We start from the raw sequence: 26,414 nt of genomic DNA on the forward strand, positions 1-26,414 counted from the left end.
ATCACCGGTGGCCCATTCAGGTTCTCATAAAATGAAAGATTACAAATGGTTAAGCCCAACCTGCCCTTAAATGGCACCTGTCTTTGTGGATCAGTTCAGATACAAGTATCCGCCCCTGCCCTTCTCACTCTGGCGTGTCATTGTCACGATTGCCAAAAACTATCAGCGAGTGCGTATTCGCTTACAACGATGTTCCCAATCGACGGGTTTTCCTGCACCGGAGACTTAATAAGAGGTGGGCGCGGTTCTCACGACCGGACACACTTTTTCTGCAAGAGTTGCCTGAACTTCATCTATTCTTTGATTGGCAAAGGCAACCAACGGGTCAATCTGCGCACGTCGATACTCGACGCTGCCGCGTCATTTGAACCGTTCGTTGAACTAATGACAGACGAGAAATTGCCTTGGGCAATCGTGCCGGCAGTGCATAGTTTTGCGCGATATCCACTGACAGTTGAAGACCTTCAAGAGCTTATGGGCGCGTATTCCAAACGGGATTGCACCGGTTCAGTTTAAAGAATTCTGTTGCGACGCAAGCAACGACCGATCGCTGGCGCCGCATACAATTGTAAATTGTCCGACCCAGTCACACCTGCAAGAAAACACTTGTGCGCTGACCTTCGCTGCTCTCTGCTGAGAGAAACACCGGAGAGCTCATCCCACGCCATTTCACGCCCGAAGAATTCGCCGCCCGCCACCAGTCCCGCGCTTGCGCAGCACTGCCGGAAAACGGGCTTGACGCAATCCTTCTTTTTGCTCCAGAGAGCCACTATTGGTTAACCGGTTACGACACGTTTGGGTTTGCTACGTTCCAGTGCATGGTGATGCCCTCGTGTGGCGACATCCATCTGTTAACGGGTGCCCCAGACAGGTTGCAAGCACAGCAAACATCGACACTGACGTTGGACCATATTCACATTTGGAAAGACGTAGAAGGTGTTGATCCAATAGATAATTTATCAATTCCTCTATCAGAACTTGACCTCTCAACCAGCGCACTTGGGTTAGAGTCTTGCACCGTCGGTCTGACCGATTTTTGGGACCAGAGACTGCGTACCACATTGCCTGACCTGTACGATGCATCTGACATTTTTCCAACTCTGCGTCGCCTGAAGTCCGACGCCGAAGTGGCCATGCACCGACGGGCTGCCGCGCTCTCGGACGACGCACTCGACGCTGCATTTGCCCTAACTAGGCCTAGCGCTTTTGAAGGTGACATCCTGGCTGCGATGCAAGGCGCCGTTTTTAAAAGTGGCGGCGATTATGCAGGGAACGAATTTATCATCGGGTCCGGCGATACGGCTCTCTTGTGTCGCTCCGCCTCTGGCCGCCGACATCTCGGTCAACAGGATCAGATGACGCTGGAATGGGCCGGCGCTTTTGCCCGTTATCACGCTGCGATGATGCAAACCCTGATCATTGGCGCGCCGCCCCCTCAACACCACCGCAAGCACACAGCCGCTGCCGAGGCGCTGCAAGCATGTGAGGCCGCAATTCGCCCGGGTGCACCTATGGGTGACGTCTTTGGGGCCCACGCCGCCACTTTTGATGCGCACGGATTTGGCCACGCGCGCCTAAACGCTTGCGGCTATGGAATGGGCGCCGTTTACGGGCCTATTTGGGTGGATTTTCCTATGTTCTATGAAAACAGCCCAACGACCATGCAAGAAAATCAAGTCTTCTTTCTGCATATGATCGTGATGGATGACACCACAGGAAACGCAATATGTCTGGGGCACTCGGTATTGGTCACAAAAACCGGAGCAGAGCGATTGTCCCGACACGCACCCGACCTTTATACGTTTTGATACGACCTTGCCCTTACCGTGGCCCTGCCCCATATCATAGATATGCTGCGCTTTACTCCTATCCTGCTGGCCATGCTCTATGGGCTATTGATGTTTCGGTTCTCGGCGTGGCGTACAGCGCGCGAATTGGATGCGCGTTCCAGCGAACTTGTTGACCCGAACCTTGTTCCCCTGATCACGCAAATGGCCCGGGCGCTCGATCTGCCCCGCATCAAAGTCCACATTTATGAGATCGAGCCAGTGAACGGGCTTGCTGCACCCGATGGGCGCATTTTCATCACCCGGGGATTTTACAACCGTTACAGGGCTGGCGACGTCAGCGCCGCCGAACTGGCCAGCGTGGTCGCGCACGAACTGGGCCATGTCGCGCTGGGTCATTCGCGTCGCCGCATGATTGACTTTTCCGGACAAAACGCGCTGCGCACGGCGTTGGCCATGGTGCTGTCCCGCTTTTTACCCGGTATCGGCCCCATGATCGCCAACTCAGCAATGTCGCTCTTGATGGCCCGCCTGTCCCGCTCTGATGAATACGAGGCTGACAGCTATGCCGCGGCTTTGCTTACCAAATCCGGCATCGGTACCGCTCCTCAAAAATCGCTGTTTGAAAAACTTGAGAAACTCACACAATCGGGCGCGGCCCCCATGCCCGCCTGGTTGTTGAGCCATCCAAAAACCAAAGAACGCATCGCCGCCATCGAATCTTTGGAACACAAATGGGGAGTCACTCCGCCTTGATCTTCATTTTGCCAAAAATACTCAAATAAGACAAATCAACCGCCGGAACGATCTTTCAAAAACTGGCGCGCCTCATCCGCGCTTTCAAAGATGTGTGGCGCCCGACCCCGCTCAAACACTGTTCCCAGTTTCATGCGCATGAACGCTGATCCTGAATAGCGTGTCACCGTCGCATAGAACCGGTCTTCCAGATCATTCACCATGGCCCCGTACGTATCTTCAATATCCGGATCAATGCGCGTCCGGTCATAATTCGCGATCACATCAACACGGTGATCCAGCGCTCCGCACACTTCTTCCACCCGCGCACGTATCATGTCCAGTTCGCGCAATGTGCGCAGCCGCAGTCTGCCAAAATTGATGAAGAGCACATTTGTCTGCGTGTCCAGCGCAATGCGGTCTGCCAAATCCAGGTGCAGCAGATCAACCCGCAAATCCATCGGGGCCGGATCAAAGATGCGCGCATCCATCAATTGGGGTTGGTTCACAATGGGTGCAAACCCCATTCTATCCAGTATGTCCCGCTGCAAATCGATGCCCGGCGCAATTTCAATCAACTCGATCCCGTCAGCCCCAAGCGAAAAGACACAGCGTTCGGTCACGTAAAGAACCGGTTTTCCCAGGCGCGAGGCGCGTGATCCGGAAAATGTGATTTGTTGTATAGCCTCGATAAACTTGGAAACACGCCCTTCTTGCCGGATATTCAAGGCACCATCTTGCACATCGACGTCAACACCGACCGACGTGAAAGTCCCGGCAAAAACCACAGCGCGTGCATTTTGGCTGATATTGATAAACCCGCCCGCTCCGGCCAGCTTTGGGCCAAAGCGCGAAACATTCACGGCTCCGTCAGGGCCGACCTCGGCCATGCCAAGAATGGCAAGATCAAGCCCGCCACCATCGTAAAGATCAAACTGCTGGTTCTGGGCCACAATCGCGTCCGTATTGATCGCGGCTCCAAAATCCAACCCAGACGCAGGTTGCCCACCAATCACACCCGGCTCGGCCGTCAGTGTAAGATGGTCCAACAGTTTCTCTTCTCCAGCCACAGCCGCCACACCCTCGGGCATCCCAATGCCCAAATTCACGATGCCGCCAACTGGCAGCTCAAAAGCAGCCCGTCTTGCGATAATTTTGCGCGCATTTAGCTGCATGTCCGCCAGATCATCGCCTTCGACCCTGTATTTTCCAGCAAAAGCATGGCTGTAAGGAGTTGCAAAGGTTTGCATGTGATCTTCGGGCGGAGCCACAACCACGGCATCGACCAACGCACCAGGGATCTCTACGTCGCGCGGGTTCAACGCGCCACGGGCCACCGTGCGCTCAACCTGCACAATCACCACACCACCGGAATTTTTGACGGCCATCGCCTGAGACAGGTTATCGATGGTCAATGCCTCACGCTCCATCGTTATATTCCCAGCCCGATCCGCCGTGCTTCCACGCAACAGAGCGACCTGCACCGGGAATGCCGGATAGTACAGATACTCTTCGCCATCGATCTCCATCAGCCGCACAATCTCGTCCGTGCTGCGCGCGTTCACCCGTCCGCCCTGAAGACGTGGATCAACAAACGTTTCCAATCCAACTTTGGTCAATGTGCCGGGTTTACCGGCAGCAATATCACGATACATATGGCTGATCACACCCTGGGGCAGGTTCCACCCCTCAATATCGTCCGCCATCGCTAACGCGGCGACGCGTGGGATCAACCCCCAATGTCCGCCAATGACTCGCTTGACAAGCCCCTTATGCCCCAAACGGTTCAGGCCCCGCGTTTTACCATCCCCCTGACCAGCGGCGAAGAACAAATTAAGGTCACGCGGTGCGCCCGTGTCGGTGAACCGGGTTTCCAGAGCCTTTAACAACGCCTCGGGTACGCCGATCCCGACAAACCCGGACGTGGTGACGGTATCACCATCTGACACAAGCCGTGCAGCGGCCTCAGCGGATATAACTTTGTTGGGCATGGCACAGGTTCCTTCCTGCCCCAACCTCACCAACCACGCGATTCATTGCAATCCCGTAGAAACCCTTGCCGTGAACAGCCTTCAATATCTAATTTCAGGACCCATTAAGTGTCTCGATGCTTCCTGAAACTAAATGCGCGAGATTATACGCCAACGCACCAATTCGTTTAATAGAAGCTCTGTGCATAGACAATAATCAGAATTTGAAAAGCTCGGTTCTTCCAAAGCGTTATCCGCAAAAACTACGCTCTGCAAAGAGCCATTACCCCAAATGGGATGAGATCTTCCAAACCGTTTGTGGTAACGGTGCGCCGCGTCAGCCAGTTCCAAAATATCACGACACAGAGATCTCCGTGCTTCAGGGGCGACGGTCATCAGTTTTACAGCGACGCTGATCACGTCAGCAGGCAAAACGCGCCTCATCTATGCGACCTGAACACTTCGAAACGCGCCGACCCCGTATCGCGCCGATATTTGGGCAACCTCCATCTGGAAACCATCAAGAACACCGTCGGCAACTTGATCCACGTGACTGTAGGTCCAAATCGGAACAAGGGTCGTTTCTTCGCGGCGAACTTCACCATTCTGGGAAATTCGGATGTGATAGTTCTCGGATTCCTCGCCCAAAGGAACTTCCGGTATATCCCAATCATCTCCGTCAATACGGGTGCGACGTATCCACGAGAAACCAATGTCTCCCTGTGCTGTTTCCTTTACATTTAGGTGAACCGGCGACAAAGGCCGGAGACCAATACCAGAAAATGCCTCAACTCGATGCGTGAAAGTACTATCTTGCAAACTCCTTCTCGCTGAGCCAATCCGATAATGACGCGCAAGGTTTCTTGATGCTGCAGACAGGTCAATTTGACGAACGTTGCCATCTAACAATACGACCCAACTCCCTACTGGCCAAACTGAAGGTGTCACTGCATCTGATCCCAACTGGCCACGCAACCGTCGAGAGAGCCAATACTGGCGATCGCCAAAAAGCTCTGCATGGCCGAACTGAAAAAGCTCCCAGTGATCGCTTGATCCGTCACCAATTGCCATGAGGTTGCCACCATTCAGCAATTGTGCGTCTGAAATGCTTTCCAGTTCGCCAGAAATTAGGCGGACCTGTAGCGCATCACCATTGTCGTAAAGGCCTGGGCTTGCCGCGAACATTGGAGACTCTGTAACGCCCACTACGGCTCTGACATTGATCGTCGAATTCAGAATGTACCCTTCATCGGTTGGTGCATCATACACGGCTACTGATCCTGGCCAGGGTTTGCCAGTCACGGCCAAATGCGGCGCGTGTGGCACTTCATCCCCGGTAATTAAGGGGATATCCAAAAACAGGGGAGTGACAGGAATTGGGGGTTCATAGAGACTTGATCTCGGCAGTTCCTCGGGATTGGCAATCGAACGATAAATGGAACTCTCGATTGCGATCCCGTCGACTTGTTGCAGGCTGCCCTGTTCAACTCGATCAATCCTGTAGTTCTGGAAACCACCTTGCTGGGAAGAAAGACCGACAACATCACCAGCACCAAGCGAAAGACGGGATGGCGGCAGCGCAAATTTGACCTTGTCCCTGGCCACACGCGATTCAGCCAACCATTTTTCCGTAATAAGACGCCCTTCACCTCTGAGTAAAGCCAATGGTGTCTCACTGACGCCTACAGAACTTGTTGGTTCTGCCGAATGAATGGCCTCTTCCGATGCGGTCTGAAAATCGGAACCAGCCTGAATGAAACTCAAACGAATTTTTCCGGCAACTTCAGCCTCCGACTCTCTTTCTCGCTCAACGATGCCGTCTGCATCAGGTACAATTGCGAATTCGTCTGGATCAAGAAACTCTGGCCGGGCAGTTCCCCGCGTTTTGAAAATCAACAGACCGTCACGTTCAACAGCATCAAACCCGTACGCAACCATCAGAGGCTGCAATGCTGACCGTGCATCCGACACGTCATCCTGAACATACCCACGAACCGTTCCGTGCAGAGATGAAACATCGAAGTTTTCGAGCCCCGCGTTTGTACAAATTTCGGCTACAACATTCGCAAGGGTACGGTTTCCGTTACGCCCATTGATCCAGTGGCCTTTTTGATAATTCAACCCGTCGCTCCAAACGGTTTGGTTGTTTGGAAACGCGGGAAAAGGACGTGCGTCCCAAGCCCAAACATGCATTCGCGAAACATCAACCATTTTTCCGACATACTCGGTAGAACTGGGATTATTGGCGTCACTGGACCAATAGTTTGCCATGGTTTGCAGGTATTTTTGCTGAATCAGATCATCACGTGCCCCGTTTGAATAATGCGGGATTTGCGATTCTGACGATTTTGGATCCAGAAATTTGTTGGGTTGGTTGGTACCTTTATCAATGGCCGCGCACCCGATCTCAGTAAACCACACCGGCTTGCTTTGCGGTGACCACGACGTTGAAATTTCTGACCTTACTCCCGCAACTCTTTCAAAATGAGGATTTGACCACCAGTTGCGAATGTCTTTGTATCGAAACACCCAAGGCTCATTATGCGTTCCGTCAGAAATCTCAGATCGTATCTGAGCCTGACGCGCCTCTTCTGAATGATAATACCAATCATACCCTTCGCCACCTTCTATATTAGATGCAAGATAGGCTGTATCGTAAATTGACGACCATCTCTCTGCGTCCAGATGTTCGTCCCCATCCCGCCAATCGGACAACGGCATGTAATTATCGATTCCTACAAAGTCGATATTGTCATCTGACCACAAAGAGTCGAGGTGGAAATAGACATCCCCGGAACCGTCCTGTGGGTGGTATCCAAAATACTCACTCCAATCGGCGGCATACCCAATTTTCACTTCTGGGCCAAGCAGTTGCCGAACTTCTGCCGCCAGCGCAACGAGAGCGTCAACTGCCGGAAAACCCGCACTCCCCATAACTTGCGTAAGGCCACGCATTTCTGAACCAATACAGAAAGCATCAACCCCACCAGCGCTTGCGCACAAAGCAGCGTAATGCAAAATAAACCGTCGATAGCTCCATTCGTCAGGTCCGGAATAGCTCACGCTATTCGTACCGATCGTAAAATCACTGGCTGATGCCGATCCAAAAAAGGTCGCGACCTCAGCATCTGCGGCTGCAGAACCAGATGACGATCCCTCCTGCCCTTGCGCGACGGATAGGGTTATTCGCCCTCGCCACGGCAAAACAGGTTGGTGTTCTGCATCGCTCCAGGGGTCTGGAAGGCCATTTTCACTTAGTTGATCCATCAAGATAAACGGATAAAAGACCACCTTCGTTCCGTTTGAATTAAGATGGGAAATCGCCTGACAAACGGATAGATCACATGGCGTACCGCCATAAACCGGACGCGCATCAATCTGAGGGGTTTCACTGACAGAGGTCCGAGATATCCCGCTGACCGTCCAGGGCATTGTGTCCCCATCGAACTGTATTTGCTCAACTTTTGGATGCAACTCGCAATGATTGGCCCGCAGGTCGTTTCCAAACCAGCTCACGATTAACGAAGTAGATTCTGCGTTGGGAAGTTCCTCAATCAAGCTGTCCACTGATGTCACAAAATCAGTTTGACCTGACGGAGAATGCTCATTCGCGCTCTCAAATGTTGCCGGTCCAGTTTTCAGGCGTACAGGTGACGTTGCAAGCGCATATTCTCCAGTGCCAGGCATCAGGGCGACTGCCCGAACACTTTCAGACATATCCGATGAAGCGTCTGTAACTTCCGCCGGACTGCCCTTGACGACTTCAAATGAAAACTGCGGAACCCTGTTTCCAAACCGTTCAAGGGAGACATCTTCTAGAACGACATACGCGGTCCCACGATACGCGGGCACATTCCCGACACCTTCAACCGCTTCCATTTTGGGGTCAGGCAACTGATCATGTTCGCCTTTGTAAACTCTCAGGTTCAAGTCAGAGGGCGAAATTTCATTGTCATCTGCCCAAATCCGGCCAACGCTTTGAATTTCGCCTTCACAAAGAGCAACTGCCATCGAAACGGAATAACTGTATTCACGCGTTTTGGGCTGTGTTGGCGCGCCCTTTCCGCCGCCTCTGACCGAGACGGTTTCCTGAAACTGTGTTGCCCAGATCACCTGACCCGCGACACGCATCCGTCCAAAAACGCGCGCAGTGGTTGCCCCTTCGGCTGACCCGGTTAACCTGAAGCGATCAATCTTTCCGGTTTCTACAACCTGTGATCCCGAACCAAGGATTTTCTGATCGATCAGCCTGCCCGCCGTAGCGCCAACCAGGCGGCCAATCGCAAGAGAAGTGACCCCCGCCACTCCGCCGCCCAATGTTCCGCCAATCGCCGCACCTGCAGCAGCTAATACAACAGTCGCCATCTCTATCTCCTTGGGAATTCAAACCGTGCAACAACTCTTCGTTGCCAGGGTTCACTGAGCGGGCTTTCAACGACGGAATGCCCCGAATAGGCGTGAATAAAAGTTGGAAAAGTCCCGACATCTGCCGCAATGCCCAGATGCTTTGCCACGCTGTCGGCTTTCATCCTAAACAACAGAACATCGCCGGGACCCTGATCCTGCAAAGCTTTGGGAATTAGGTGGAGCAGAGCTGCTTGCCATAGCTTCTCTTGACCCTGCGGTTCTGACCAATCACGCGTATAGGCAGGCAGTTCTTCTGGCTCTTTACCATAAAGGTGCCGCCAAATGCCCCGGACCAGCCCAAGGCAATCTGTTCCACCACCTTTGCATGACGCCTGGTGCACATAGGGTGTATCGATCCAGCTTCTGGCTTCGTCGACAATACTCGTCTTGAAGTCAAACATCAGCGCAGACTCCCGCCAGTGTTTTCTCCGTCTTGCGATGGATAGCTTGCCGTCCACCCTTCGCCTGGAATGTCCGGAAAGCCCTGGAAATTTGTCAAATTCCCAAACTTCAGACGACATGTGGAAAACGATTTATCGCACCCCGCCAGTAACTTGACGGTGTCTCCGACAGCAACTGATGCGCGTACTGGTTCCCAAAGCTCTAAAACGCGTCGTCCATCGTCATCGACGTAGTCGCGTTTGATCGCGCCACTTAAACCTGCGCTAAGCCCTGTTAAAACGGACAGCACGCCCTTGGTGAACCATCCCGGTTCAAAATCATCCAGTTCTGGCCAATAGAACACGCGATTTTCTTCAATTTCCGCGAGTTGCAACTGGTGTGAATATCCCCCTGCATCGACGGAAAATCCACATGCCGTGTCGCCTAAGACCGCGGTGCATGGTTTCTGAAACACGCGTCCTGTCGGCTGATTCAGCGTTTCTGAAAGCCCACGCAGCTCCGCCCGAAAGGCACCACCAGCACGTCGAATTTCTCCGACTGTACCCCGAAACAAGACACTGCGCATCGAAACATCTGCCCAGTTTACCAGCCATGCAACGACTTTTGCGCCATCAAAACGCCCCGCCTCAATGTCTTGCTCGCTGACGGCAAGGTCACTGAGCACGCCCAGTGCTTCAGTATTATCAATAGACAGCCCTGATGTCTGTTCCAGCGACATCGCGGTCAGACCGCTATCGGCCTTGAACTTAAATCCCTCAAACGCAAGATCACGGTCGTGGTCCGTAAAACCATAAGTGACCCCATCGGTACGGGTAATGCCCCATGCGCGCACCACCGTTGTCAGACCCGTTTCTAAATGTGCGCTAAGTGCTTCCTGCAAGGCCATCAGACACGCACCTCAACCACGGGAACGTTTGGCACATCCCCAGCACGAAAACTCGCGACGCTTGTCTGAATTCGATCCGTGTCAAAACGAACTGGCACGTCAAATTCAAACCCAGCCGTAATTTCCGCTTCGGAACCGGGGGGACTGTCCAGCCGAACGATACCATGTTCAGTGTCGACTTCGTAATGCACGCCTTCTTGCAGCTCGTCTCCTGCAAGACCGACTCTCACTGTGCCTTGAGCAGGTTTTTTGATAGGGCGTTCATAGCTAAACTCGCCCGAACGATACTGTTTGACGAGCTGGTATTCGATCGTCGTGTCATCCCCATACGCGATCACCTGATCGCGGTAGTCAACTTTGGCTGAAGCGGGGCAGGATTTATAATCGGACCAGTCTTTCCAGCGAAATCCATACAACTGCCCACGCCGCGCTTCAAAAAACGAAATCAGAATTTCAATGTCATCCATGGACCGCATACCAACGCCAGCATCATACCGCCGCCGCGAATGCGCCCATGGTGTATTGCGCTCTTCATATCCGTTGGCCAACGTCACAACATCCGTGCGCCGTTCCGGCCCACCAACCGAACCAAAGCTCAGATTTGCCGGAAACCTTATTTCGTGAAAATCCATTTTGATTACCTCGATCAGCGATTACGTTGTCCACGCGCCAGCACCCGGCTCATTTGCGCGGCGATCTGCCCTTGTGAGCGTTGGAAACTATCCGCATCAGGCGTTTGAATATTCATCACGACATTCACGCTACCACCAGATGCCGAGCGGACTCCCAGTTTGCCGTCGGCCCCTCTGGCCAGCGGCATGATGGCCTCCGGTCCCGCCTCGCCCATTAAGCCCATTCCGCCACGCATCGGAAAAGAAACAGGGCTGGACACGATCCCGCCATTGGCGAACGGCGTGACCCGCCCTTGCGAAAAACTCGCTCCATTGGCGAATGGTAATATGCCTTCAACCAGACCTCCGATACCGGAGGCAATGGCACCACCAATCTGATCAGTGACCGGGTTCATCGCTGCTCGATAGGTCGCATCAATCATCGAGCTCGCGACCGTTTCCAACGCATCAGACAATTTCATCCCGTCAAAGATCACGCCATCAAAAGCCTTTCGCAGCCCTCTGCTCATTCCTTTTTCAAGTGAGCCGATATCCTGCCCGGTAGCTTGCAGGGCCCCGCGCATTTTCTGCAACTCCGAGTCAAATCCCGCTGCTACAGCAGTTGTTTGGCCAAGACTGACTTCCAACGCGTCGACCTGCGCCTCCAACCCTTCAAGCTCTTCTATCTCAGTCATCCAGATCCCCTTTCGTTGCGTCGGGATACGCGTTTAACAATGCGTCCAGCCCGGTCCGCGACAAAGGTGCCAAACCATTGCCGCGGCTTACGATCATTGTGAATTCAACCGGAGTCAGCGCCCAAAACCGATCAGGTTGCATCTGCAGCTCCTGAATTGCGATGCGCATCAGGGCCGGCCAATCAAAAGCCTTCAAACCCGATCCCCGGTTGGCAAAGCAAAGGCGCGCGCCAGTAGTTGTGCGGCCAGCCGCGCCGCCTGCATCACGCCCCCTTCGATCTCCGCAGACATCAGATCGGCCGCACTCCCGCGCCACCCTCCTCCACGCAAGCCCGCGACGATCAACGCCAAGACATCACGCGTGGAAAAGTCTTTACCTTCAAACCGTTCCACCAGCTCAATCAACGTTCCGCTGTGCAAGTCGGCCTCCAGTTCAGCCAACGCACCAAGCGTCAACTTCATCCGGTGCACCTGCCCGTCAATCACAAGCTCAACTTCTCCAGCCCACGGATTTGCCATATCAAAGCGCCGCGAAAGTCAAAACGCCAGCCGACGCCATCGACAATTCGTAAGTTGCCTCGCCGTTATGCGTCCCCGAGTATTCGACAGACGTCACCTGAAATGCGCCTTCGACAATGCCAAAATCCGGAATAATGACCTGAAAGTCAGGCGTTTCGCCGTCAAAAAAGATCTGACGCGTGCGTTCGTCGGTATTGGCATCTTTGAAAACGCCTGACCCGGAAAGTCCGGCAGACTTAACCCCGGCACCACTCAGGAGTTCGCGCCATCCGCCCTGGCTTTCAAGTGACGTGACATCGACGCTTTCCGCGTTAAAACTAATCCGCGTTGCGCGCAGCCCCGCGATAGTTTCGAACTGACCGTCACCAGTCAGGTCAACCTTTATCAAAAGATCCTTGCCGTTTTGAGCACCCATAATGTGCCTCCAGTTGTTTATGGTTGTTCTTCTTCCACGCGAGCGCGAAATCTCAAATCAATGCGACGCAACCCGGCTGTCGAATCCCGTCGTGCCGAGGCTTTCTCAAAGTTCAGATAGACCAGCCGGCCGCGCGTCATCGTGAGGTCTGACTGGTGCAGTGCGTCGCTGACTGCGCTTGCCGCACGTTTCGCTTGCACAAAACCACCCGCGCTGGTCAGTACAGAAACGGTAAACCTGTGCTCTGCGCCAAAAGAGTTGGCATCAGAACGATCAACGGTCGTTTCTGAGCCGAGGACGACGTAGGTCTCGGGTAGCGTTCCACTGGGGATTTCGTCGTAGACCGCACCCTGGACAAGTGCGCTCAGATCGACATCGCCGATCAAGGTTTGATAGATGGCTGATTGCAGGCTTTCCGCCAAAGCATAACTCATACCACCAGCTCCTCTTTGGCATAGCAGGTCAAAAACCATCCGTTTGGGTCGCGCTCTGAAACGGCTTCGATATTGAAAATTCGCCCCGGCTCGCGAAACCTCTGGCCTGCCTGAGGACGCGAAGGCGTTCCCACCGGCGCGCCACGGACCGTTATTTTGAACCCAACCAAAGACAAAGCCGCTTCACCAGCGTGGCGTTCACGACCCGTGCGCATCTGGATATCTGCCCACATCGACCCAAGCGTGATCCAGCTTTCGACGAATCCTCCGGCGCCGTCTGGCAGGGTATCCGATTGCTCCAGAGTGAGCTTGCGAGACAAGTGAACATTCATTGTTGTGACGCCCCCATATGAATTCTCAGCGAACGGTAGCGTTCCAAAAGACTGGTTACGCCAAATGGGACACAGCCGCTTTGCAGGGATATCTCGTGGCGGAATTCATAATAATGCGCGGCCAAAAGCAGCATCGCCTGACGCAGATCGCCGGGAACATCACCCCACTCTGCGCCAAACCCGGCAACAAATACCGTCACCACGGACCCATCCGTTGGCACCATTGGCAAGCAACTGCCGATCGGTTTGATCACTGGCCTATGATGGTCTTGCACCAATCGGTACGCACTTGGGGCAACTGTTGCCGCTTCACCCAACCGGTCGACCAGTTCAACACTGATCACCTCTGACACTGGTGCAACTGGCATGCCCTGCGCCTGATCATTTCGCCACCCTGCCAGTGTCCAGGAAAACTGGCGCTCCAACAAGATCTTGCCTGTGCGCGCTTCAATTGCGCTCATCGCTGCCAACAAAAAGCTTTCCAGAACGCTGTCCTGAAGGCTTCCATCGGAAAAACCGCTGCCCAGCCTGAGGTGGGCCTTAAACTCGTCAACCGGCAGGGCCGACGGCGGCACCGAGGTCTCTTCGACTAACATCATGGAAAAACTCCGCAAAATCACCCTCCTGTATGGTTGGGCGCGCGCCCTCACGCCGCTCGAACGGAGGGGGTCGGCTAGACAACGTAAGGCATCTGGCGCACGCCCGAACGAAGACGGTTTCCCGTCCCCGCCCGCTCGGTTCCTTAGGAGACCGAGAAGCGCAGCAACTTGATCGCAGCAAAGTCGCTGACATCACCGCCAATTCGCTTGGTCGCATAGAAAAGCACATGTGGCTTAGCACTGAACGGGTCACGCAAAACGCGCAGATCAGGCCGTTCTGCCACTGTGTAACCAGCGTTAAAGTCCCCAAAGGCAATGGCGTCCGCACCTGATGCGATGTCCGGCATGTCCTCTGCGATCAAAACGGGATAGCCCAGCAATCGTGCTGGTTCACCAGCGGCAAGACCGTCAGACCACAAGAACCGACCATCTGCATCTTTCAGCTTGCGCACAGCGCCAGCGGTTTTGGAGTTCATCACAAACGTGCCATTGGATCGGTATTGCGCGCCTAGTGCGTACACGAGATCGATAATCGCCTCACCGCCATTGAAATCACCGTCAACACCGGTCGGCACGTATCCCAGATTGCCCCACGTCCAAACGTCGTTATCCACCGCCGTGTGGTTCAGAATGCCCGTTGGCTTGTCGACACCATCACCATTGATGAATGCCGCCGCTTCTGCGCGGGCAAACTTGTCGGCAATCCGTCCGGCAAGCCAGCTCTCAATGTCAAACGCGCTGTCGTCCAACAGTCGCTGAGACGCTTTGGGAAGCGCAGACAGTTCATTTAGCGGAATCGTAATCCGCTCAATTGTCGGCGTGCTGGATTCAACCGTCGACGAAGTTTCATCTGCCCAGCCCGCACCGGCCTCGGTTGAATCGATCAGAACATCGTACGATGCCGCTTCAACATTCACCACGTCTGCAATCGCACGGATCGACGCAGTCGCGTTCAGCACAGACTTGATCGATTCGGCGGTCTGAGGGTCAACCAGATAGCCACCGTCACTGTTCACAGCCGTCGACATGGATTTCCCATCCAGCTCCAAACCGCGCAATCCGTCATCTTCGCCTGAACGCAAATAGGCATTAAATGCCTTTTGATGCGGGGCGCCAAAATCTGTGGCTGCGGCCAGAACCGGGCGTACAGTTGTTTTCGATTTGCGTTCAAACATGGTCATTCGCTCTTCCTGTTTTTTCAAGCGGTCATCAATGTCTTTTGAGAAGTCTTTGAAATCATTTGTGAACCCCACCACGGCAGACTTCACCTCGGCAATCGGAGACACAACTTCCCCGGCCCGAGCCTTTGTCTCGGTCTTACTCATTCGTTTGTCCTTTATTGAGGTGATGCGGGCGCTAGGTGCGCGCCAGCTCCTGACGGGCGTCCTCAAAGGCCGCCGCCAATTCACGCAGGGTCTGGTCGCTCTCAGGGGTTTCCCCTTTGGCCGCCACCCGCGCACTGGGCAGCATTGGGAAGGTCACCAAAGAGACCTCCCACAGCTCCAGTTCCTTTAAGAGCCTCTGGCCCTTGCCATCCTTCGTTGCTTTGACTGTGCGGTAACCAATTGACAAGCCATCAATAGCACCCGCTTCGATTAAACTCGCGGCTTCTCGACCACGCGCGACGTCATCTAACAGTCGACCACGAACCCACAGACCTTTGGCATCTTCGCGAACGTCGTCCCAGGTTCCGATTGGTTGCGCAGTATCATGCTGCCACAGCATTTTCACCCGCCGCCCCGATGATGCCAAAGCCTTTAGCGACGCGGCATATGCGCCTTTTTCGACGATGTCGCCGCCCTGATCCTTTGTTCCAAACAACGATGCATAGCCTTCGATTACTGTGCCGTCGTGCACACTCAATCCGTCTCCAAATCGTGCAAACTTGCGGTCTAGCCCGGTTGCAAATTCCATCTTTTGTCCTTTCCAAGTCCCCTAAGGGGTCGCGTTCAGCAGCGATTGAAATGCCTGAGCAAGGATCACCCCGACCACGCCGTAAACCGTCAGCCAAAGCCGCTTTTCCAGCCGCTCAATTGATTGTTCGATCTTGTCCAGCCGCCGGTTCAGCCCATCGAACTGCAACTTGGCGACCCGTTCGTGCGCTTCCAGCCTCAGACCGGGCGCGCAATCAAATTGCTCAAACCCATATCGCTGTTCACTCATCCAGTTCCCCATCTGCCTGCGCAGGTAACCCCAATAAGGCGCGCTTTTCTGCAACTGTTAAGAAATCCGCAGCCGCCACACGCGCCCATTGCGCATCACGATCCGCCGACAGCGCAGACACCTGATCAAGATCCGGTTTCAATGTGACTGTTTCGTCAGAAAAAGCCGACAACCACGCACCCACCGACGCTGCAACCCTTGTCGCCAGCGGCAATACTGTCAGGCGGTAAAACGCACGGTTGGCTTCCTGATAGTTGGCATAGGTCGCATCGCCCTGAATGCCCAACAACATGGGTGGCACTCCGAATGCCAATGCGATCTCTCGCGCGGCGGATTCTTTTGTCTTCTGGAACTCCATATCGCTGGGCGAGAACCCCATGGGTTTCCAGTCCAACCCGCCTTCCAACAGCATCGGACGCCCCGCATTTCGCGCGCCTTGATGGTGGCTTTCCATTTCACTGACTAGGCGATCATACTGATCCGAACTCAGGCTGCTTTGTCCTTCGCTGCCATTGTAAACAATGGCCCCCGACGGGCGCGCTGCATTGTCCAAAAGCGCCTTTGACCAACGCGACGCGCTGTTATGCACGTCCAACGCCATGGCCGCGGCTTGCATCGGGGAAAAACCGTAATGATCATCTTGAGGATGGAAGTTTTTGATGTGGCACACCGGCGAATGTTCCGTCGCATCAAACCGGTGCTTTCTATTGGCAACCGCATATTCATACGCGACTGGCCAACCATCCTGCCCAGGCACCACGCTCATGCGATCTGACCGCAGCACATGCAACTCAAGCGGCAATTCCTGCTCTCCTGCGACCGCCTCAAGGTATCCGTTTCCAGACAACAGCAATTGGCCGTACAGCGCCTCAAACAGTTCCGCGCGTCCCTGAGCGGCATTTGGCGACGCGATCAACGACAGGATCGGGTGCGCCTCAAAGCGTTGCGCGCTGTCCTGCAAAACCAATGGAAGCGCTGCAGCGGCTTCTGCAATCAGCTTGACCGAACGATATCCAACCGGATTTCCGGAAAAACCGGTCTTGGTCAAAGACACCGTATCACGAGGGCTCCATGCCACGCGCCCGGCGCTGTGCCATGTCACAACGGGCCCTGTCGCACTCGCCTTCTGCTCGGGTGCGTCTGTGCTCCCCCGTCGAAAGAAATCAAATACCATCGTCTGACGCTCCTAAGCTTTCACTGCCCTGTTGCCGGTGCTCCGGCCGTTCGGTCAATTTCTCTGCCCTCTGTGGACTGCGAGAGTTATCGCCTATGGAAATTAATTTGAGGCGACGTCACCGTGCGCTGCCTGTTGCAGCACCTAAAGCGCGCGAAATTGTGGGCGACGCCATTTGGCAGCCGGCTCCACGATCAGATCGGTCAGCGCCCAAACCAACGCATCAACCCTGTCCGGGCTGCCCGAGCCCTGGAACCCCTGCAGCGTGATGGCACACATCTGATCTTCTAACTGATCCAACCCGGTCAGATGCCGGACTCTGCCCTGCTCATAAAGCGCCGCCACAGGTTCTGCCCTTGCCACCTTGCCACGCGATGCGCGAACCGCCTTGAATGGCACCATCGGATCAACCTGCTGAATGACGGAATGCACCAGATCACCACCCTGATTGACCTCTGCCACCAGTTTATCTGCACCCCAGCTTTCCATGGCCGCAACTGCCACGCGCGCCCAGGCATCCGGGCTTGCTGCCCGCACTGACACATCGTCCAGAACAACCGCCGACCAGTCGCGCACCGGGCCGCGTGTGATCGCTCCAACAACAATAATCCCACATTCGTCCGATCCGGCATGCCCGGTCACGGGTGGATCGACCGCCACAACAATACGGTCCAATTCAGGCGGCTTGTTCAGACGCGTCTCATCAATTGCACGACGTGTCCAAAGCGCGCCTTCAAAATCGTCCATCAAAACGCCATCCAGCTCCTGACGACCCAGATGTGTTCCTTCATACCGCGCGCGCACTTCTTCCAAAAAGCTCTCTGCCAGATAGGCCCGGTTTGCTTCTGTGGGCGCCGTTGTCTGAACTGTGCTCGGCACTTTCAAAAGGTCCTTCAGCACCGATACATTGCGCGGTGTCGTCGTGACACATTGCTGCGGGTGTTCCCCCAGCCGCAGGCCAAACTGCAGCATATCCCACGTGTCTTGGGCATTTCGCCATTTAGCCAACTCATCAACCCACGCGGCGTCAAACTGCGGCCCCCGCAAACCTTCCGGGTCATGGGCAGAAAACGCCTGCGCCACCGCGCCATTGGGCCAGACCAGGCGTTTGCGCCCTACCTCCCAGACCGGTGTGCGATCTGGCGGCGAACACGCAATAATTCCGCTTTCGCCAAACACCATCACTTCGCGTACTTGATCTATGGTTTCTCCAACCAATGCCACGCGTCGCGCCTGACCAATGTCGCGCGGTCCGGCGCCTTCGACTTTGCTGCGCACCCATTCCGCGCCCGCCCGAGTCTTGCCCGCGCCGCGTCCTCCCAGGATGACCCAGGTTTTCCAATCCGCGTCTGGCGGTATCTGATGCGGCAAAGCCCAGAAGTCGAACAAAAAAGGGAGAGCCAAAAGCTCTCCCTCAGTCAGGTTATCCAGAAATTCCGCCTGAACCTCGGCAGGTTCGGAGGCGATCCAGTCGGCACCGGATCGAAGATCGTGCGGCCTCAAGGTCGAGGGCTCTGGCCCGGCTGCAACCGGGTGTCGTTTCCTTTCGTTTGTCAAAGCGCGTCTCCGTTTCTATCGCCAGTCGAGTGCAAAAACGGATTTGTTCCAACAATCTTCGAACATCTTCTATCGCGTTCGATCCACTGTTTTGCGTGCCCTCATTCAGGCGCCCCAAAGTATGGGTCATTTCATCCAGCGATTTGCGAAGTTCACCGATATGCCGATCCAGATCCGTTACGCCATCGGGCGGGGATTTTAAGGTCATATGTGCTCATTGCCTCTCATGCGCAGTCCACCCCTCCGCACAAGCAACATAAAAAACGGCCCTCGGGAAACCCCGGGACCGTTTCGCATGTCTTCCAGCCTGTATTAACTTGTAGCTAGCAACGCCCCAAAAGTCAAGTTAATGTTCTTTTTCAACACGTTAACTGACCGTTCGTTAAGTCAGGCGAATGACAGAACTGAAAGTCATGTCGCAACGGCACGTGTTATTGATTGGCCCGCTCAGCTTCGATCTGGCGCCACTTAACAACGTTCTGATTGTGTTCTGCCAGGGTAGCGGCAAATGCATGCCCCCCTGTGCCATCCGCGACAAAAAACACGTATTCGGTGCTGTCCGGATTTGCTGCTGCCTCAAGACTAGCCCGGCCAGGATTGGCAATTGGCGTTGGTGGCAACCCCGTAATTACATAAGTATTCCAAGGCGTTTCCCGACGGAGTTCACTTTGACGCAACCCACGTCCCAGCACGCCCTCGCCCTTAGTAATGCCATAAATAACGGTCGGGTCGGTTTGCAAGCGCATACCGCGCTTAAGACGGTTCTCAAACACGCTGGCCACCTGTCTTCGCTCTTCGGGAACACCGGTTTCTTTTTCAATGATAGAGGCAAGTATCAGCATGTCACGTGGCGCAAGAAGAGGAACATCATCCGCCCGCCCTTCCCAAGCGGCCGCAAGCAACACGTCCTGTGCCTCCTGCATACTCTCGATCACACTTTGACGCGTGTCACCGGCACGCACTTCATAACTGTCAGGTGCCAGCGAGCCTTCTTCCGGACGTTCAATTTCGCCCTTCAACAGGTCCATCCCATTGAGCGCGTCCATCACCTGCCAACTGGTCACACCTTCGGCCACCGAAATCCGGTACCGTGTATCGGGACGGTCGCGAGTCTCAGAATAGCTTGCAGGAATTTCGTCGCCCTTGGGATTGAACGAAACCACTTCGATAAATTTCGCGGTCGCGGGATCTAACTCTCGCACCAAAACGGACTGCCGGGTCACACCTACGCGGTAAACGATCTCGGTCCCGCATGTGCTGGCACCACCCACAGTTACAATTTCGGTAATCTCTTCCATTGTGGCGCTGGCCGGAATCAAAAAGCTCCCTGCTTTCAGCGCACCGGACTTGTCAGAATACTCTGCGCCCAAACGAAACAAAGTGCCGTTTGATATTGCGCCCTTGGTTTCCAGTTCTTTTGATACCCGGCTCATGTTTGATCCGCGCTCTACACGCAAACAGATCGCTTCTTCCAGCGGTCCTTCAGCTGTGTACTGCGATTGACCAAACAGAATGACGCCGCCCAAAAGAAACATCACCACGATCAACATTGTGATCGCGTTCGAGGCGATGTTGCGCCACATTAGTCGACCTTTCCGAAGATCACCGAAGCGTTGGTGCCGCCAAAGCCAAATGAATTCGACAAGGCGACTTTGATCTCACGTTCGCGTTTGCCATTTGGCGCCAGATCAACTGGTGTTTCAACAGCTTGCGTGTCCAGATTGATGGTCGGCGGAGCCACTTGATCCCGGATTGCCAGAATTGAGAAAATCGCCTCAATTGCACCCGCAGCACCCAACAGATGGCCAGTCATAGACTTTGTGGATGACATCGTCACTTGGTCTGCCGCATCCCCCATCAGCCGTTCCACAGCGCCAAGTTCGATCACATCCGCCATGGTCGAGGTGCCATGCGCGTTGATGTAATCGATATCTTTCGGCTCCAGCCCGGCCTTCTTCAGCGCAGCGCGCATCGAGCGTTCTCCGCCTTCACCGTCTTCGGATGGCGCGGTGATATGGTAGGCGTCGCCAGACAGGCCATAGCCCAGTACTTCGGCGTATATTTTCGCGCCGCGCGCCTTGGCGTGCTCGTATTCTTCCAGAACAACAATCCCGGCGCCTTCGCCCATCACAAACCCGTCACGGTCTGCATCATAGGGTCGGCTGGCGGCCTCGGGGTTGTCGCCATACTTGGTGCTCAGGGCTTTACAGGCGTTGAAACCCGCGATCCCGATTTCACAGATCGCCGCTTCACCACCACCTGCAACCATGACATCCGCATCATCGGTCATGATCAGACGCGCCGCATCTCCGATAGCATGCGCACCGGTCGAACAAGCCGTCACAACAGCATGATTGGGACCCTTAAAGCCGTATTTGATTCCAACCTGGCCCGAGATTAAGTTGATCAGAGCACCGGGAATAAAGAACGGCGACACACGCCGTGGCCCTTTTTCAGCCAGAATAAGCGTTGTCTTCTCGATCGATTGCAATCCGCCAATTCCGGATCCAATCATGACGCCCGTGCGCTCGCGCCCTTCTCTGTCTTCCGGTTTCCAGCCCGAATCTTCCACGGCCTGCATAGAAGCAGCAATACCGTACAGGATAAAATCATCCACTTTACGGCGTTCCTTGGGCTCCATCCAGTCATCCGGATTGAACGTACCATTGGTGCCATCACCATACGGAACTTCACAGGCATATTTGGTTGTGACGCGTTCCGGATCAAACCGGGTGATCGGCCCTGCGCCCGATTGCCCGTCCAGAATTCGCGACCAGCTTTCTTCAACACCGCAGGCAAGCGGAGTAACGAGCCCAAGCCCAGTAATAACAACACGACGCATTATGATGTGCCCTTCCTCAGAAGTCTTTTCCCGCTCTTACCCTGCATCACCCCCTCTGGGCAAGAGTGTGGTGCAGGAAACCGCGCATACTTCTGTGACGTTCGAGCGCTCACAACGACGCACACGCAACTTTGTGGAACGTTTTAGAGTTCTTCTGCGTAAACGCCACGCAAGTTGCTCTTATCCCCCTAGATAAATGCGGCAGTTGTTGATGTTTCTGATTGCACCAATGCCAGCGCATCCCCCAGGTCGATTTCGCGGGAAAACAAGGCACGACCAATCAGAGTTCCTGAAATATTTGGTACAAATTTTAGTCGGGAAACGTCATCCGCACTGCGCACCGTGCCGCGTGCGATCACAGGGTGCCGCGTTTGGGCGGCCAACCCAGAGATGACGCCCAGTTGCCCATCATTGTCTTCAATATCGCTATCGATATCTGTCACAATGACCCCGGCCAAAGGACTATCCTCAAAAGCATTGATGACATCAGCCGGCTGTATTGCACTGGTTTCCTGCCAGCCATGACTCATCAACTGACCTTGAAAAACATCTATTGCCAGAACAATCTGGTCAGGATGAAACTTGGCCATGTCTCGAACCAAAGATGGGTCCTGAATCGCAGCCGTTCCGATCACAACGCGACCGACACCCTTATCAAGCCAATCCTGAACATGATCACGGGATCGGATACCACCGCCCAATTGAACCGGAATACCGGCAGCGCGAATGATCTCTTCGATTAAAGCACCGTTATCGTGATCCGCACCAGCCACCCGATCCAAATCAGTCACATGCATCCAGCTGGCACCAGCCTGAGCGAACCCTCGCGCGGTCTCTACTGGATCCACATGCCAAATAGAAGCTTCGCTCAACCGACCGCGCGTCAACGAAACACATTTTCCGCCCATGAGCTCAATTGTGGGATAGATGATCATAGCGTTTCCTCCAACCAGCTGCGCAACACAGCCTAACACCGCAATCCTGCGGGCAATGTGGAAACAAGGATATCCTCAAATCGGCAAACTTGGTGCGTTTTCCGGCAAATTCGCCGACGCACTGCCCATCCGTTCAGGACAAAGTTGCCATTCAAATAGAAAACGCCCGCCGCGGATCACCGGGCAGGCGTCAAAAATCTCAAATCTCCCTCAAGCGGGAGAATCAGCGCTGCTTCAGACAGCTTCCGAGATGAATTTGACCGCGTCGCCAAAAGTCTGGATAGTTTCGGCCGCATCATCAGGAATTTCGATCCCGAATTCCTCTTCAAAAGCCATCACCAGTTCCACGGTGTCCAGGCTGTCTGCGCCCAGATCGTCGATAAAGGATGCATTCTCAACAACTTTATCTTCTTCAACACCCAGGTGCTCTACAACGATCTTTTTCACGCGGTCTGCGACGTCGCTCATATCAATTCCTCATTCTTCATGGTCGATTTGACCCGTTGAAGTCCTACCCTTCCGGCAGGCTCTGATTTTGCCCGTATGGGCGGTTCTTTTTCCGGCTGCCCGGTCTGCCCCAAGTTTGCTTTGAAAGCCCCCCCGAGGAAAATCTTTGCCGCCTATAGCACATCCGCCCAACAAGGCAAACGGTTTCGGCATGTGATCTGTTGCCGCTACCATCTGCCCATACTGGGCAATGTTGCTACAACATGGCCATGCCACCATTCACATGCAAGGTTGTTCCTGTAACATAGCCCGCCTCCGGGCTGGCCAGATACAAGACTGCCGCAGCAATCTCTTCCGGTGCGCCCATCCGATTTGCAGGAATTTGCGTGTTAATTTTGGATTTCTGATCGTCTGTCAGCTTGTCAGTCATCGGAGTCGCAATAAAGCCAGGCGCCACTGCATTAACCGTAATCCCGCGACTTGCGGTTTCATACGCAATCGACTTGGTCATGCCAACCATACCGGCCTTGGATGCAGCATAATTGGCCTGCCCCGGATTGCCCGTTGCGCCAACAATGGAACTGACATTGATGATCCGTCCCCACCGCGATTTCATCATCGGGCGCATCACGCCGCGACACAGACGCATTGTTGATGTCAGGTTCACATCCAGAACTGTCTGCCACTCATCGTCAGACATGCGCATAAATATCTGGTCTCGTGTGATACCCGCGTTGTTCACAAGAATGTCGACCGCACCCATCGCTTCAATCGCTTGCTTGGGCAAGGCATTCACTGCGTCGGCGTCACTCAGGTTACAAGGCAAGACATGTGCCCGCTCTCCCAGTTCAGCCGCCAGGGCCTGCAACGGCTCCACTCGGGTGCCCGAAAGTCCCACGGTTGCACCAGCTGCATGCAAAGATTTGGCGATCTCGCCGCCGATACCGCCAGACGCACCAGTGACCAGTGCGCATTTTCCTGTCAGATCAAACATTTAGTTGTCCTCTAAAATTCAAATTCGAAGTCAGCTCAGGCTTTCCGCCGCGGCCTTCACATCATCAGCTGTCCCTACGGCCTTGCATGCAATCGAACGATCGATCCGACGTATCATGCCAGACAATGCCTTACCGGCTCCGATTTCCCAGACCTCAGTGACGCCATTGGAAGCCATCCACAAAACCGATTCGCGCCAGCGCACGGAACCAGTCACCTGATCGACCAGAAGCGATCGAAGCGTGGCCGGATCAGAAATCGCCTCGGCCACCACGTTTGCGATAACCGGAACGGCGGGTCGGTTGATATCCACATGGTTAAGCGCAACGGCCATTTCCTCTGCGGCCGGTTTCATCAATGCGCAATGGAACGGTGCGCTTACGGGCAGCAGAATGGCGCGCTTGGCACCTTTTTCTTTGGCCAGTTCAACAGCTCGCTCAACCGCCCCTTTGTGGCCGGAAACCACAACCTGTCCCGGGTCATTGTCGTTTGCTGCCTGACAAATTTCGCCTTGAGCAGCTTCATTTGCCACGCCGCGCGCTGTTTCGAAATTCAGCCCCAACAACGCCGCCATCGCTCCTTGCCCGACGGGCACGGCGTCTTGCATCGCCTCACCACGTTTTCGTAACAGGCGCGCTGCATCGGAAATACTCAATGCACCCGCTGCCGCCAGCGCCGAATATTCGCCCAATGAATGTCCGGCGACGAAAGACGTATTTTCAATGGTCACACTTTCCGCCTCAAGCGCCTTCATCGCCGCCAAGGACGTCGCCATCAATGCGGGCTGCGCATTTTGGGTCAGCGTCAATTCGTCCTGAGCGCCCTCCCAGATCAAAGCACTCAGTTTCTCGCCCAGTGCGTCATCAACTTCGTCAAACACCGCCTTGGCAGCCGGATAGGCTTCAGCCAATGACTTGCCCATTCCTTTGGTCTGGGCTCCCTGACCGGGAAATACAAATGCACGGCTCATGGACGGTTCTCCTCGAAACTGTTTTGTTGGGAATACCGTGCCCGGACTCGAGGCGCAACGTATTGCTTGACGTCGCGAATACAAAGAACCGCCGGAAATACCAGCGGTTCGATTGATTGATGTGTTTGAATCGTCCGGAAGCTTCAGCCTCTGACCGGATCAGCCCGGGAAAATGGCCTGGCTGCGCAGCTGAGCAATTGCGTCCAGACGGGCATGCGCCCCATCCAGCGGCAGTTTTACGAGCGAAACACCATTGTCGCCGTCGACTTCCAATAATGTGTCGGTCACATTTACCCGCGCAATATCTTCGTAGTTGATCGCTTGCGTCACGTGTTTGCGCCCCCGGGGAAGCGACTCATATACCAACAACTGTCGATTACGCGCATCAAAGTGCAATTCCATATGCGGTTTTGCGGTTGCAATCTGGGTCATCCCCACACCCGCTGTCACCATCAGGATCGACACACCCATCTTCGCAAGCAGGATGCTGGGAGTCATGTCCAGCCCCGGCACCAGCCAAAGCCCTGTACCAGCCCAGATAAACCCAAATCCAAAAATGACCGATGCTACGCGGACAGCGGGCGAATGCCCTTTACCCTCGACTGTTGCCACCCGAGAGCTGGTTTCTTCTATGAAATTCGTCAGCGCGACCATGGTGATGATCTCCTTGCTGGCTGGACACTTCTGCGTTGGGTTTATCCTTGCGCCAGAATCCGGCGAGAATGGGGCATCACTTGGGAATTACCGTCTGGCTGTGCCCCATTTCGATATCCGTCATCGCAATGCCTTCCGGGGTTGCGCCACGGCCGTATTCCGCTATACAGCGCCATCCTTTCGTAATCACTTGAACTGCGCAGTCTCTCGTGGGTGGGGCGCGAAAGGTCTGATGCCTCACACTTTGAAATGCGCCTATAATTGAATGGAGTGCACATGCCGCTATATGAGCATGTTTTCATCTCGCGCCAGGATCTGTCCAACGCGCAAGCCGAAAGCCTCGTCGAACATTTTGGTACCGTCCTGGCGGACAATGGCGGAAACGTCGTTGAAAGCGAGTACTGGGGCGTCAAAACGATGGCCTACAAGATCAACAAAAACCGCAAAGGCCACTACGCCTTCCTGAGAACCAACGCCCCTGCCGGCGCGGTTCAGGAAATGGAACGCCTGATGCGCCTGCATGATGACGTGATGCGCGTTTTGACCATCAAGGTCGACGATCACGCCGAAGGCCCTTCGGTCCAGATGCAGAAACGTGACGAACGCGACAACCGTCGCGAGCGCCGCTGATCTCTCGCTTGAAGAAAGGACACTAAGTTATGGCTGCAAAACCGTTTTTCCGTCGCCGCAAGGTCTGCCCCTTCTCGGGCGACAATGCACCAAAAATCGACTACAAAGACACACGTCTGCTGCAACGCTACATCTCTGAGCGTGGCAAAATTGTACCGTCACGCATCACCGCCGTATCGGCCAAGAAGCAGCGTGAACTGGCCCGTGCTATCAAACGCGCCCGTTTCCTCGCCCTTCTGCCTTACGCTGTGAAATAA

29 protein-coding genes are annotated in these 26,414 nt (G+C 54.6%); 5 read left to right on the top strand and 24 right to left on the bottom strand.

Features of this window, described 5'->3' with window-relative positions:
- Positions 1-45 precede the first annotated feature (45 nt).
- The 3 genes from ABJI08_RS03715 (at position 46) to ABJI08_RS03725 (ending at position 2,543) form a co-directional block, all read left to right on the top strand.
- Positions 46-516 carry a GFA family protein gene (locus ABJI08_RS03715; RefSeq protein WP_348400473.1) on the top strand — a complete coding sequence of 157 codons (471 nt, stop codon included), beginning with the start codon at positions 46-48 and terminating at the stop codon, positions 514-516.
- Positions 517-719: 203 nt separating this feature from the next.
- Positions 720-1,808, top strand: coding sequence for a Xaa-Pro peptidase family protein (locus tag ABJI08_RS03720; protein ID WP_348400537.1), 1,089 nt, complete (start codon positions 720-722; stop codon positions 1,806-1,808).
- Positions 1,809-1,850: 42 nt separating this feature from the next.
- Complete coding sequence (locus ABJI08_RS03725; protein WP_348400474.1) at positions 1,851-2,543, top strand: M48 family metallopeptidase; 693 nt, start codon at positions 1,851-1,853, stop codon at positions 2,541-2,543.
- 35 nt (positions 2,544-2,578) lie between these two features.
- Here the strand turns inward: ABJI08_RS03725 and ABJI08_RS03730 are convergent, their stop codons facing one another.
- The 24 genes from ABJI08_RS03730 to ABJI08_RS03845 all read right to left on the bottom strand — a co-directional run bounded on the left by ABJI08_RS03730 (position 2,579) and on the right by ABJI08_RS03845 (position 25,527).
- A complete protein-coding gene (locus ABJI08_RS03730; protein WP_348400475.1) occupies positions 2,579-4,513 on the bottom strand; it encodes a CoA-transferase in 1,935 nt (644 codons plus the stop codon).
- A gap of 423 nt (positions 4,514-4,936) precedes the next feature.
- Positions 4,937-8,371, bottom strand: coding sequence for a glycoside hydrolase/phage tail family protein (locus ABJI08_RS03735; protein WP_348400476.1), 3,435 nt, complete (start codon positions 8,369-8,371; stop codon positions 4,937-4,939).
- A gap of 488 nt (positions 8,372-8,859) precedes the next feature.
- On the bottom strand, positions 8,860-9,300 hold the full coding sequence (locus ABJI08_RS03740) for an NlpC/P60 family protein (RefSeq protein ID WP_348400477.1): 441 nt from the start codon (positions 9,298-9,300) through the stop codon (positions 8,860-8,862).
- Entirely contained in the window at positions 9,300-10,187 is an 888-nt protein-coding gene (locus ABJI08_RS03745; protein WP_348400478.1) for a DUF2163 domain-containing protein, read from the bottom strand. Before ABJI08_RS03745 ends, ABJI08_RS03740 begins: the two co-directional genes overlap by 1 nt.
- Positions 10,187-10,819, bottom strand: a complete 633-nt coding sequence (locus tag ABJI08_RS03750; protein WP_348400479.1) for a DUF2460 domain-containing protein — start codon at positions 10,817-10,819, stop codon at positions 10,187-10,189. The genes ABJI08_RS03745 and ABJI08_RS03750 overlap by 1 nt, the downstream gene beginning before the upstream one ends.
- Before the next feature lie 14 nt (positions 10,820-10,833).
- On the bottom strand, positions 10,834-11,493 hold the full coding sequence (locus tag ABJI08_RS03755) for a phage tail tape measure protein (protein ID WP_348400480.1): 660 nt from the start codon (positions 11,491-11,493) through the stop codon (positions 10,834-10,836).
- Complete coding sequence (locus tag ABJI08_RS03760; RefSeq protein ID WP_348400481.1) at positions 11,486-11,689, bottom strand: rcc01693 family protein; 204 nt, start codon at positions 11,687-11,689, stop codon at positions 11,486-11,488. The genes ABJI08_RS03755 and ABJI08_RS03760 overlap by 8 nt, the downstream gene beginning before the upstream one ends.
- Positions 11,686-12,012, bottom strand: coding sequence for a gene transfer agent family protein (locus ABJI08_RS03765; RefSeq protein WP_348400482.1), 327 nt, complete (start codon positions 12,010-12,012; stop codon positions 11,686-11,688). Before ABJI08_RS03765 ends, ABJI08_RS03760 begins: the two co-directional genes overlap by 4 nt.
- Position 12,013: 1 nt before the next feature.
- Entirely contained in the window at positions 12,014-12,427 is a 414-nt protein-coding gene (locus tag ABJI08_RS03770; RefSeq protein ID WP_348400483.1) for a phage major tail protein, TP901-1 family, read from the bottom strand.
- A gap of 17 nt (positions 12,428-12,444) precedes the next feature.
- Positions 12,445-12,861, bottom strand: coding sequence for a DUF3168 domain-containing protein (locus ABJI08_RS03775; protein WP_348400484.1), 417 nt, complete (start codon positions 12,859-12,861; stop codon positions 12,445-12,447).
- Complete coding sequence (locus tag ABJI08_RS03780; RefSeq protein ID WP_348400485.1) at positions 12,858-13,193, bottom strand: phage head closure protein; 336 nt, start codon at positions 13,191-13,193, stop codon at positions 12,858-12,860. Before ABJI08_RS03780 ends, ABJI08_RS03775 begins: the two co-directional genes overlap by 4 nt.
- Positions 13,190-13,792, bottom strand: coding sequence for a hypothetical protein (locus ABJI08_RS03785; protein WP_348400486.1), 603 nt, complete (start codon positions 13,790-13,792; stop codon positions 13,190-13,192). Before ABJI08_RS03785 ends, ABJI08_RS03780 begins: the two co-directional genes overlap by 4 nt.
- 143 nt (positions 13,793-13,935) lie before the next feature.
- Positions 13,936-15,117 carry a phage major capsid protein gene (locus ABJI08_RS03790; RefSeq protein ID WP_348400487.1) on the bottom strand — a complete coding sequence of 394 codons (1,182 nt, stop codon included), beginning with the start codon at positions 15,115-15,117 and terminating at the stop codon, positions 13,936-13,938.
- A gap of 31 nt (positions 15,118-15,148) precedes the next feature.
- Complete coding sequence (locus ABJI08_RS03795) at positions 15,149-15,706, bottom strand: HK97 family phage prohead protease (RefSeq protein WP_348400488.1); 558 nt, start codon at positions 15,704-15,706, stop codon at positions 15,149-15,151.
- Positions 15,707-15,727: 21 nt separating this feature from the next.
- Positions 15,728-15,955, bottom strand: a complete 228-nt coding sequence (locus ABJI08_RS03800) for a hypothetical protein (RefSeq protein WP_348400489.1) — start codon at positions 15,953-15,955, stop codon at positions 15,728-15,730.
- Positions 15,948-17,129 carry a phage portal protein gene (locus tag ABJI08_RS03805; protein ID WP_348400490.1) on the bottom strand — a complete coding sequence of 394 codons (1,182 nt, stop codon included), beginning with the start codon at positions 17,127-17,129 and terminating at the stop codon, positions 15,948-15,950. Before ABJI08_RS03805 ends, ABJI08_RS03800 begins: the two co-directional genes overlap by 8 nt.
- A 144-nt stretch (positions 17,130-17,273) precedes the next feature.
- Positions 17,274-18,560 (bottom strand): terminase family protein, encoded by a 1,287-nt coding sequence (locus ABJI08_RS03810; RefSeq protein WP_348400538.1) that lies wholly within the window; start codon positions 18,558-18,560, stop codon positions 17,274-17,276.
- Between the two features lie 557 nt (positions 18,561-19,117).
- Positions 19,118-20,269 carry an endolytic transglycosylase MltG gene (mltG, locus tag ABJI08_RS03815; protein ID WP_348400491.1) on the bottom strand — a complete coding sequence of 384 codons (1,152 nt, stop codon included), beginning with the start codon at positions 20,267-20,269 and terminating at the stop codon, positions 19,118-19,120.
- Entirely contained in the window at positions 20,269-21,528 is a 1,260-nt protein-coding gene (gene fabF, locus ABJI08_RS03820) for a beta-ketoacyl-ACP synthase II (RefSeq protein ID WP_348400492.1), read from the bottom strand. Before fabF ends, mltG begins: the two co-directional genes overlap by 1 nt.
- A gap of 188 nt (positions 21,529-21,716) precedes the next feature.
- Positions 21,717-22,463, bottom strand: coding sequence for a 1-(5-phosphoribosyl)-5-[(5-phosphoribosylamino)methylideneamino] imidazole-4-carboxamide isomerase (locus ABJI08_RS03825; protein ID WP_348400493.1), 747 nt, complete (start codon positions 22,461-22,463; stop codon positions 21,717-21,719).
- Positions 22,464-22,697: 234 nt separating this feature from the next.
- Positions 22,698-22,931 carry an acyl carrier protein gene (locus ABJI08_RS03830; RefSeq protein ID WP_348400494.1) on the bottom strand — a complete coding sequence of 78 codons (234 nt, stop codon included), beginning with the start codon at positions 22,929-22,931 and terminating at the stop codon, positions 22,698-22,700.
- 235 nt (positions 22,932-23,166) lie between these two features.
- Complete coding sequence (gene fabG, locus ABJI08_RS03835; protein ID WP_348400495.1) at positions 23,167-23,904, bottom strand: 3-oxoacyl-[acyl-carrier-protein] reductase; 738 nt, start codon at positions 23,902-23,904, stop codon at positions 23,167-23,169.
- 30 nt (positions 23,905-23,934) lie between these two features.
- Positions 23,935-24,873, bottom strand: coding sequence for an ACP S-malonyltransferase (gene fabD / locus ABJI08_RS03840; RefSeq protein ID WP_348400496.1), 939 nt, complete (start codon positions 24,871-24,873; stop codon positions 23,935-23,937).
- 159 nt (positions 24,874-25,032) lie between these two features.
- Complete coding sequence (locus ABJI08_RS03845) at positions 25,033-25,527, bottom strand: hypothetical protein (protein WP_348400497.1); 495 nt, start codon at positions 25,525-25,527, stop codon at positions 25,033-25,035.
- A gap of 276 nt (positions 25,528-25,803) precedes the next feature.
- On the opposite strand from ABJI08_RS03845, the gene rpsF reads away from it, so the two are divergent.
- Complete coding sequence (rpsF, locus tag ABJI08_RS03850) at positions 25,804-26,157, top strand: 30S ribosomal protein S6 (protein ID WP_348400498.1); 354 nt, start codon at positions 25,804-25,806, stop codon at positions 26,155-26,157.
- A 29-nt stretch (positions 26,158-26,186) separates the two neighbouring features.
- Positions 26,187-26,414, top strand: a complete 228-nt coding sequence (gene rpsR / locus ABJI08_RS03855) for a 30S ribosomal protein S18 (protein ID WP_005982441.1) — start codon at positions 26,187-26,189, stop codon at positions 26,412-26,414.

Source organism: Shimia sp. (assembly GCF_039969785.1).
GTDB lineage: Bacteria > Pseudomonadota > Alphaproteobacteria > Rhodobacterales > Rhodobacteraceae > Shimia.

Coding starts and splice junctions, on each gene's coding strand:
- ABJI08_RS03795 (WP_348400488.1), bottom strand. CDS start 15,706: ATGGAATTTGCAACCGGGCTAGACCGCAAGTTTGCACGATTTGGAGAC.
- ABJI08_RS03775 (WP_348400484.1), bottom strand. CDS start 12,861: ATGAGTTATGCTTTGGCGGAAAGCCTGCAATCAGCCATCTATCAAACC.
- ABJI08_RS03725 (WP_348400474.1), top strand. CDS start 1,851: ATGCTGCGCTTTACTCCTATCCTGCTGGCCATGCTCTATGGGCTATTG.
- ABJI08_RS03780 (WP_348400485.1), bottom strand. CDS start 13,193: ATGAATGTTCACTTGTCTCGCAAGCTCACTCTGGAGCAATCGGATACC.
- fabF (WP_348400492.1), bottom strand. CDS start 21,528: ATGCGTCGTGTTGTTATTACTGGGCTTGGGCTCGTTACTCCGCTTGCC.
- ABJI08_RS03735 (WP_348400476.1), bottom strand. CDS start 8,371: ATGGAAGCGGTTGAAGGTGTCGGGAATGTGCCCGCGTATCGTGGGACC.
- ABJI08_RS03715 (WP_348400473.1), top strand. CDS start 46: ATGGTTAAGCCCAACCTGCCCTTAAATGGCACCTGTCTTTGTGGATCA.
- rpsR (WP_005982441.1), top strand. CDS start 26,187: ATGGCTGCAAAACCGTTTTTCCGTCGCCGCAAGGTCTGCCCCTTCTCG.
- ABJI08_RS03750 (WP_348400479.1), bottom strand. CDS start 10,819: ATGGATTTTCACGAAATAAGGTTTCCGGCAAATCTGAGCTTTGGTTCG.
- ABJI08_RS03825 (WP_348400493.1), bottom strand. CDS start 22,463: ATGATCATCTATCCCACAATTGAGCTCATGGGCGGAAAATGTGTTTCG.
- ABJI08_RS03805 (WP_348400490.1), bottom strand. CDS start 17,129: ATGGTATTTGATTTCTTTCGACGGGGGAGCACAGACGCACCCGAGCAG.
- ABJI08_RS03740 (WP_348400477.1), bottom strand. CDS start 9,300: ATGTTTGACTTCAAGACGAGTATTGTCGACGAAGCCAGAAGCTGGATC.
- ABJI08_RS03845 (WP_348400497.1), bottom strand. CDS start 25,527: ATGGTCGCGCTGACGAATTTCATAGAAGAAACCAGCTCTCGGGTGGCA.
- ABJI08_RS03830 (WP_348400494.1), bottom strand. CDS start 22,931: ATGAGCGACGTCGCAGACCGCGTGAAAAAGATCGTTGTAGAGCACCTG.
- ABJI08_RS03765 (WP_348400482.1), bottom strand. CDS start 12,012: ATGGCAAATCCGTGGGCTGGAGAAGTTGAGCTTGTGATTGACGGGCAG.
- fabG (WP_348400495.1), bottom strand. CDS start 23,904: ATGTTTGATCTGACAGGAAAATGCGCACTGGTCACTGGTGCGTCTGGC.
- rpsF (WP_348400498.1), top strand. CDS start 25,804: ATGCCGCTATATGAGCATGTTTTCATCTCGCGCCAGGATCTGTCCAAC.
- mltG (WP_348400491.1), bottom strand. CDS start 20,269: ATGTGGCGCAACATCGCCTCGAACGCGATCACAATGTTGATCGTGGTG.
- ABJI08_RS03800 (WP_348400489.1), bottom strand. CDS start 15,955: ATGAGTGAACAGCGATATGGGTTTGAGCAATTTGATTGCGCGCCCGGT.
- ABJI08_RS03785 (WP_348400486.1), bottom strand. CDS start 13,792: ATGATGTTAGTCGAAGAGACCTCGGTGCCGCCGTCGGCCCTGCCGGTT.
- fabD (WP_348400496.1), bottom strand. CDS start 24,873: ATGAGCCGTGCATTTGTATTTCCCGGTCAGGGAGCCCAGACCAAAGGA.
- ABJI08_RS03790 (WP_348400487.1), bottom strand. CDS start 15,117: ATGAGTAAGACCGAGACAAAGGCTCGGGCCGGGGAAGTTGTGTCTCCG.
- ABJI08_RS03745 (WP_348400478.1), bottom strand. CDS start 10,187: ATGGCCTTGCAGGAAGCACTTAGCGCACATTTAGAAACGGGTCTGACA.
- ABJI08_RS03770 (WP_348400483.1), bottom strand. CDS start 12,427: ATGGGTGCTCAAAACGGCAAGGATCTTTTGATAAAGGTTGACCTGACT.
- ABJI08_RS03730 (WP_348400475.1), bottom strand. CDS start 4,513: ATGCCCAACAAAGTTATATCCGCTGAGGCCGCTGCACGGCTTGTGTCA.
- ABJI08_RS03755 (WP_348400480.1), bottom strand. CDS start 11,493: ATGACTGAGATAGAAGAGCTTGAAGGGTTGGAGGCGCAGGTCGACGCG.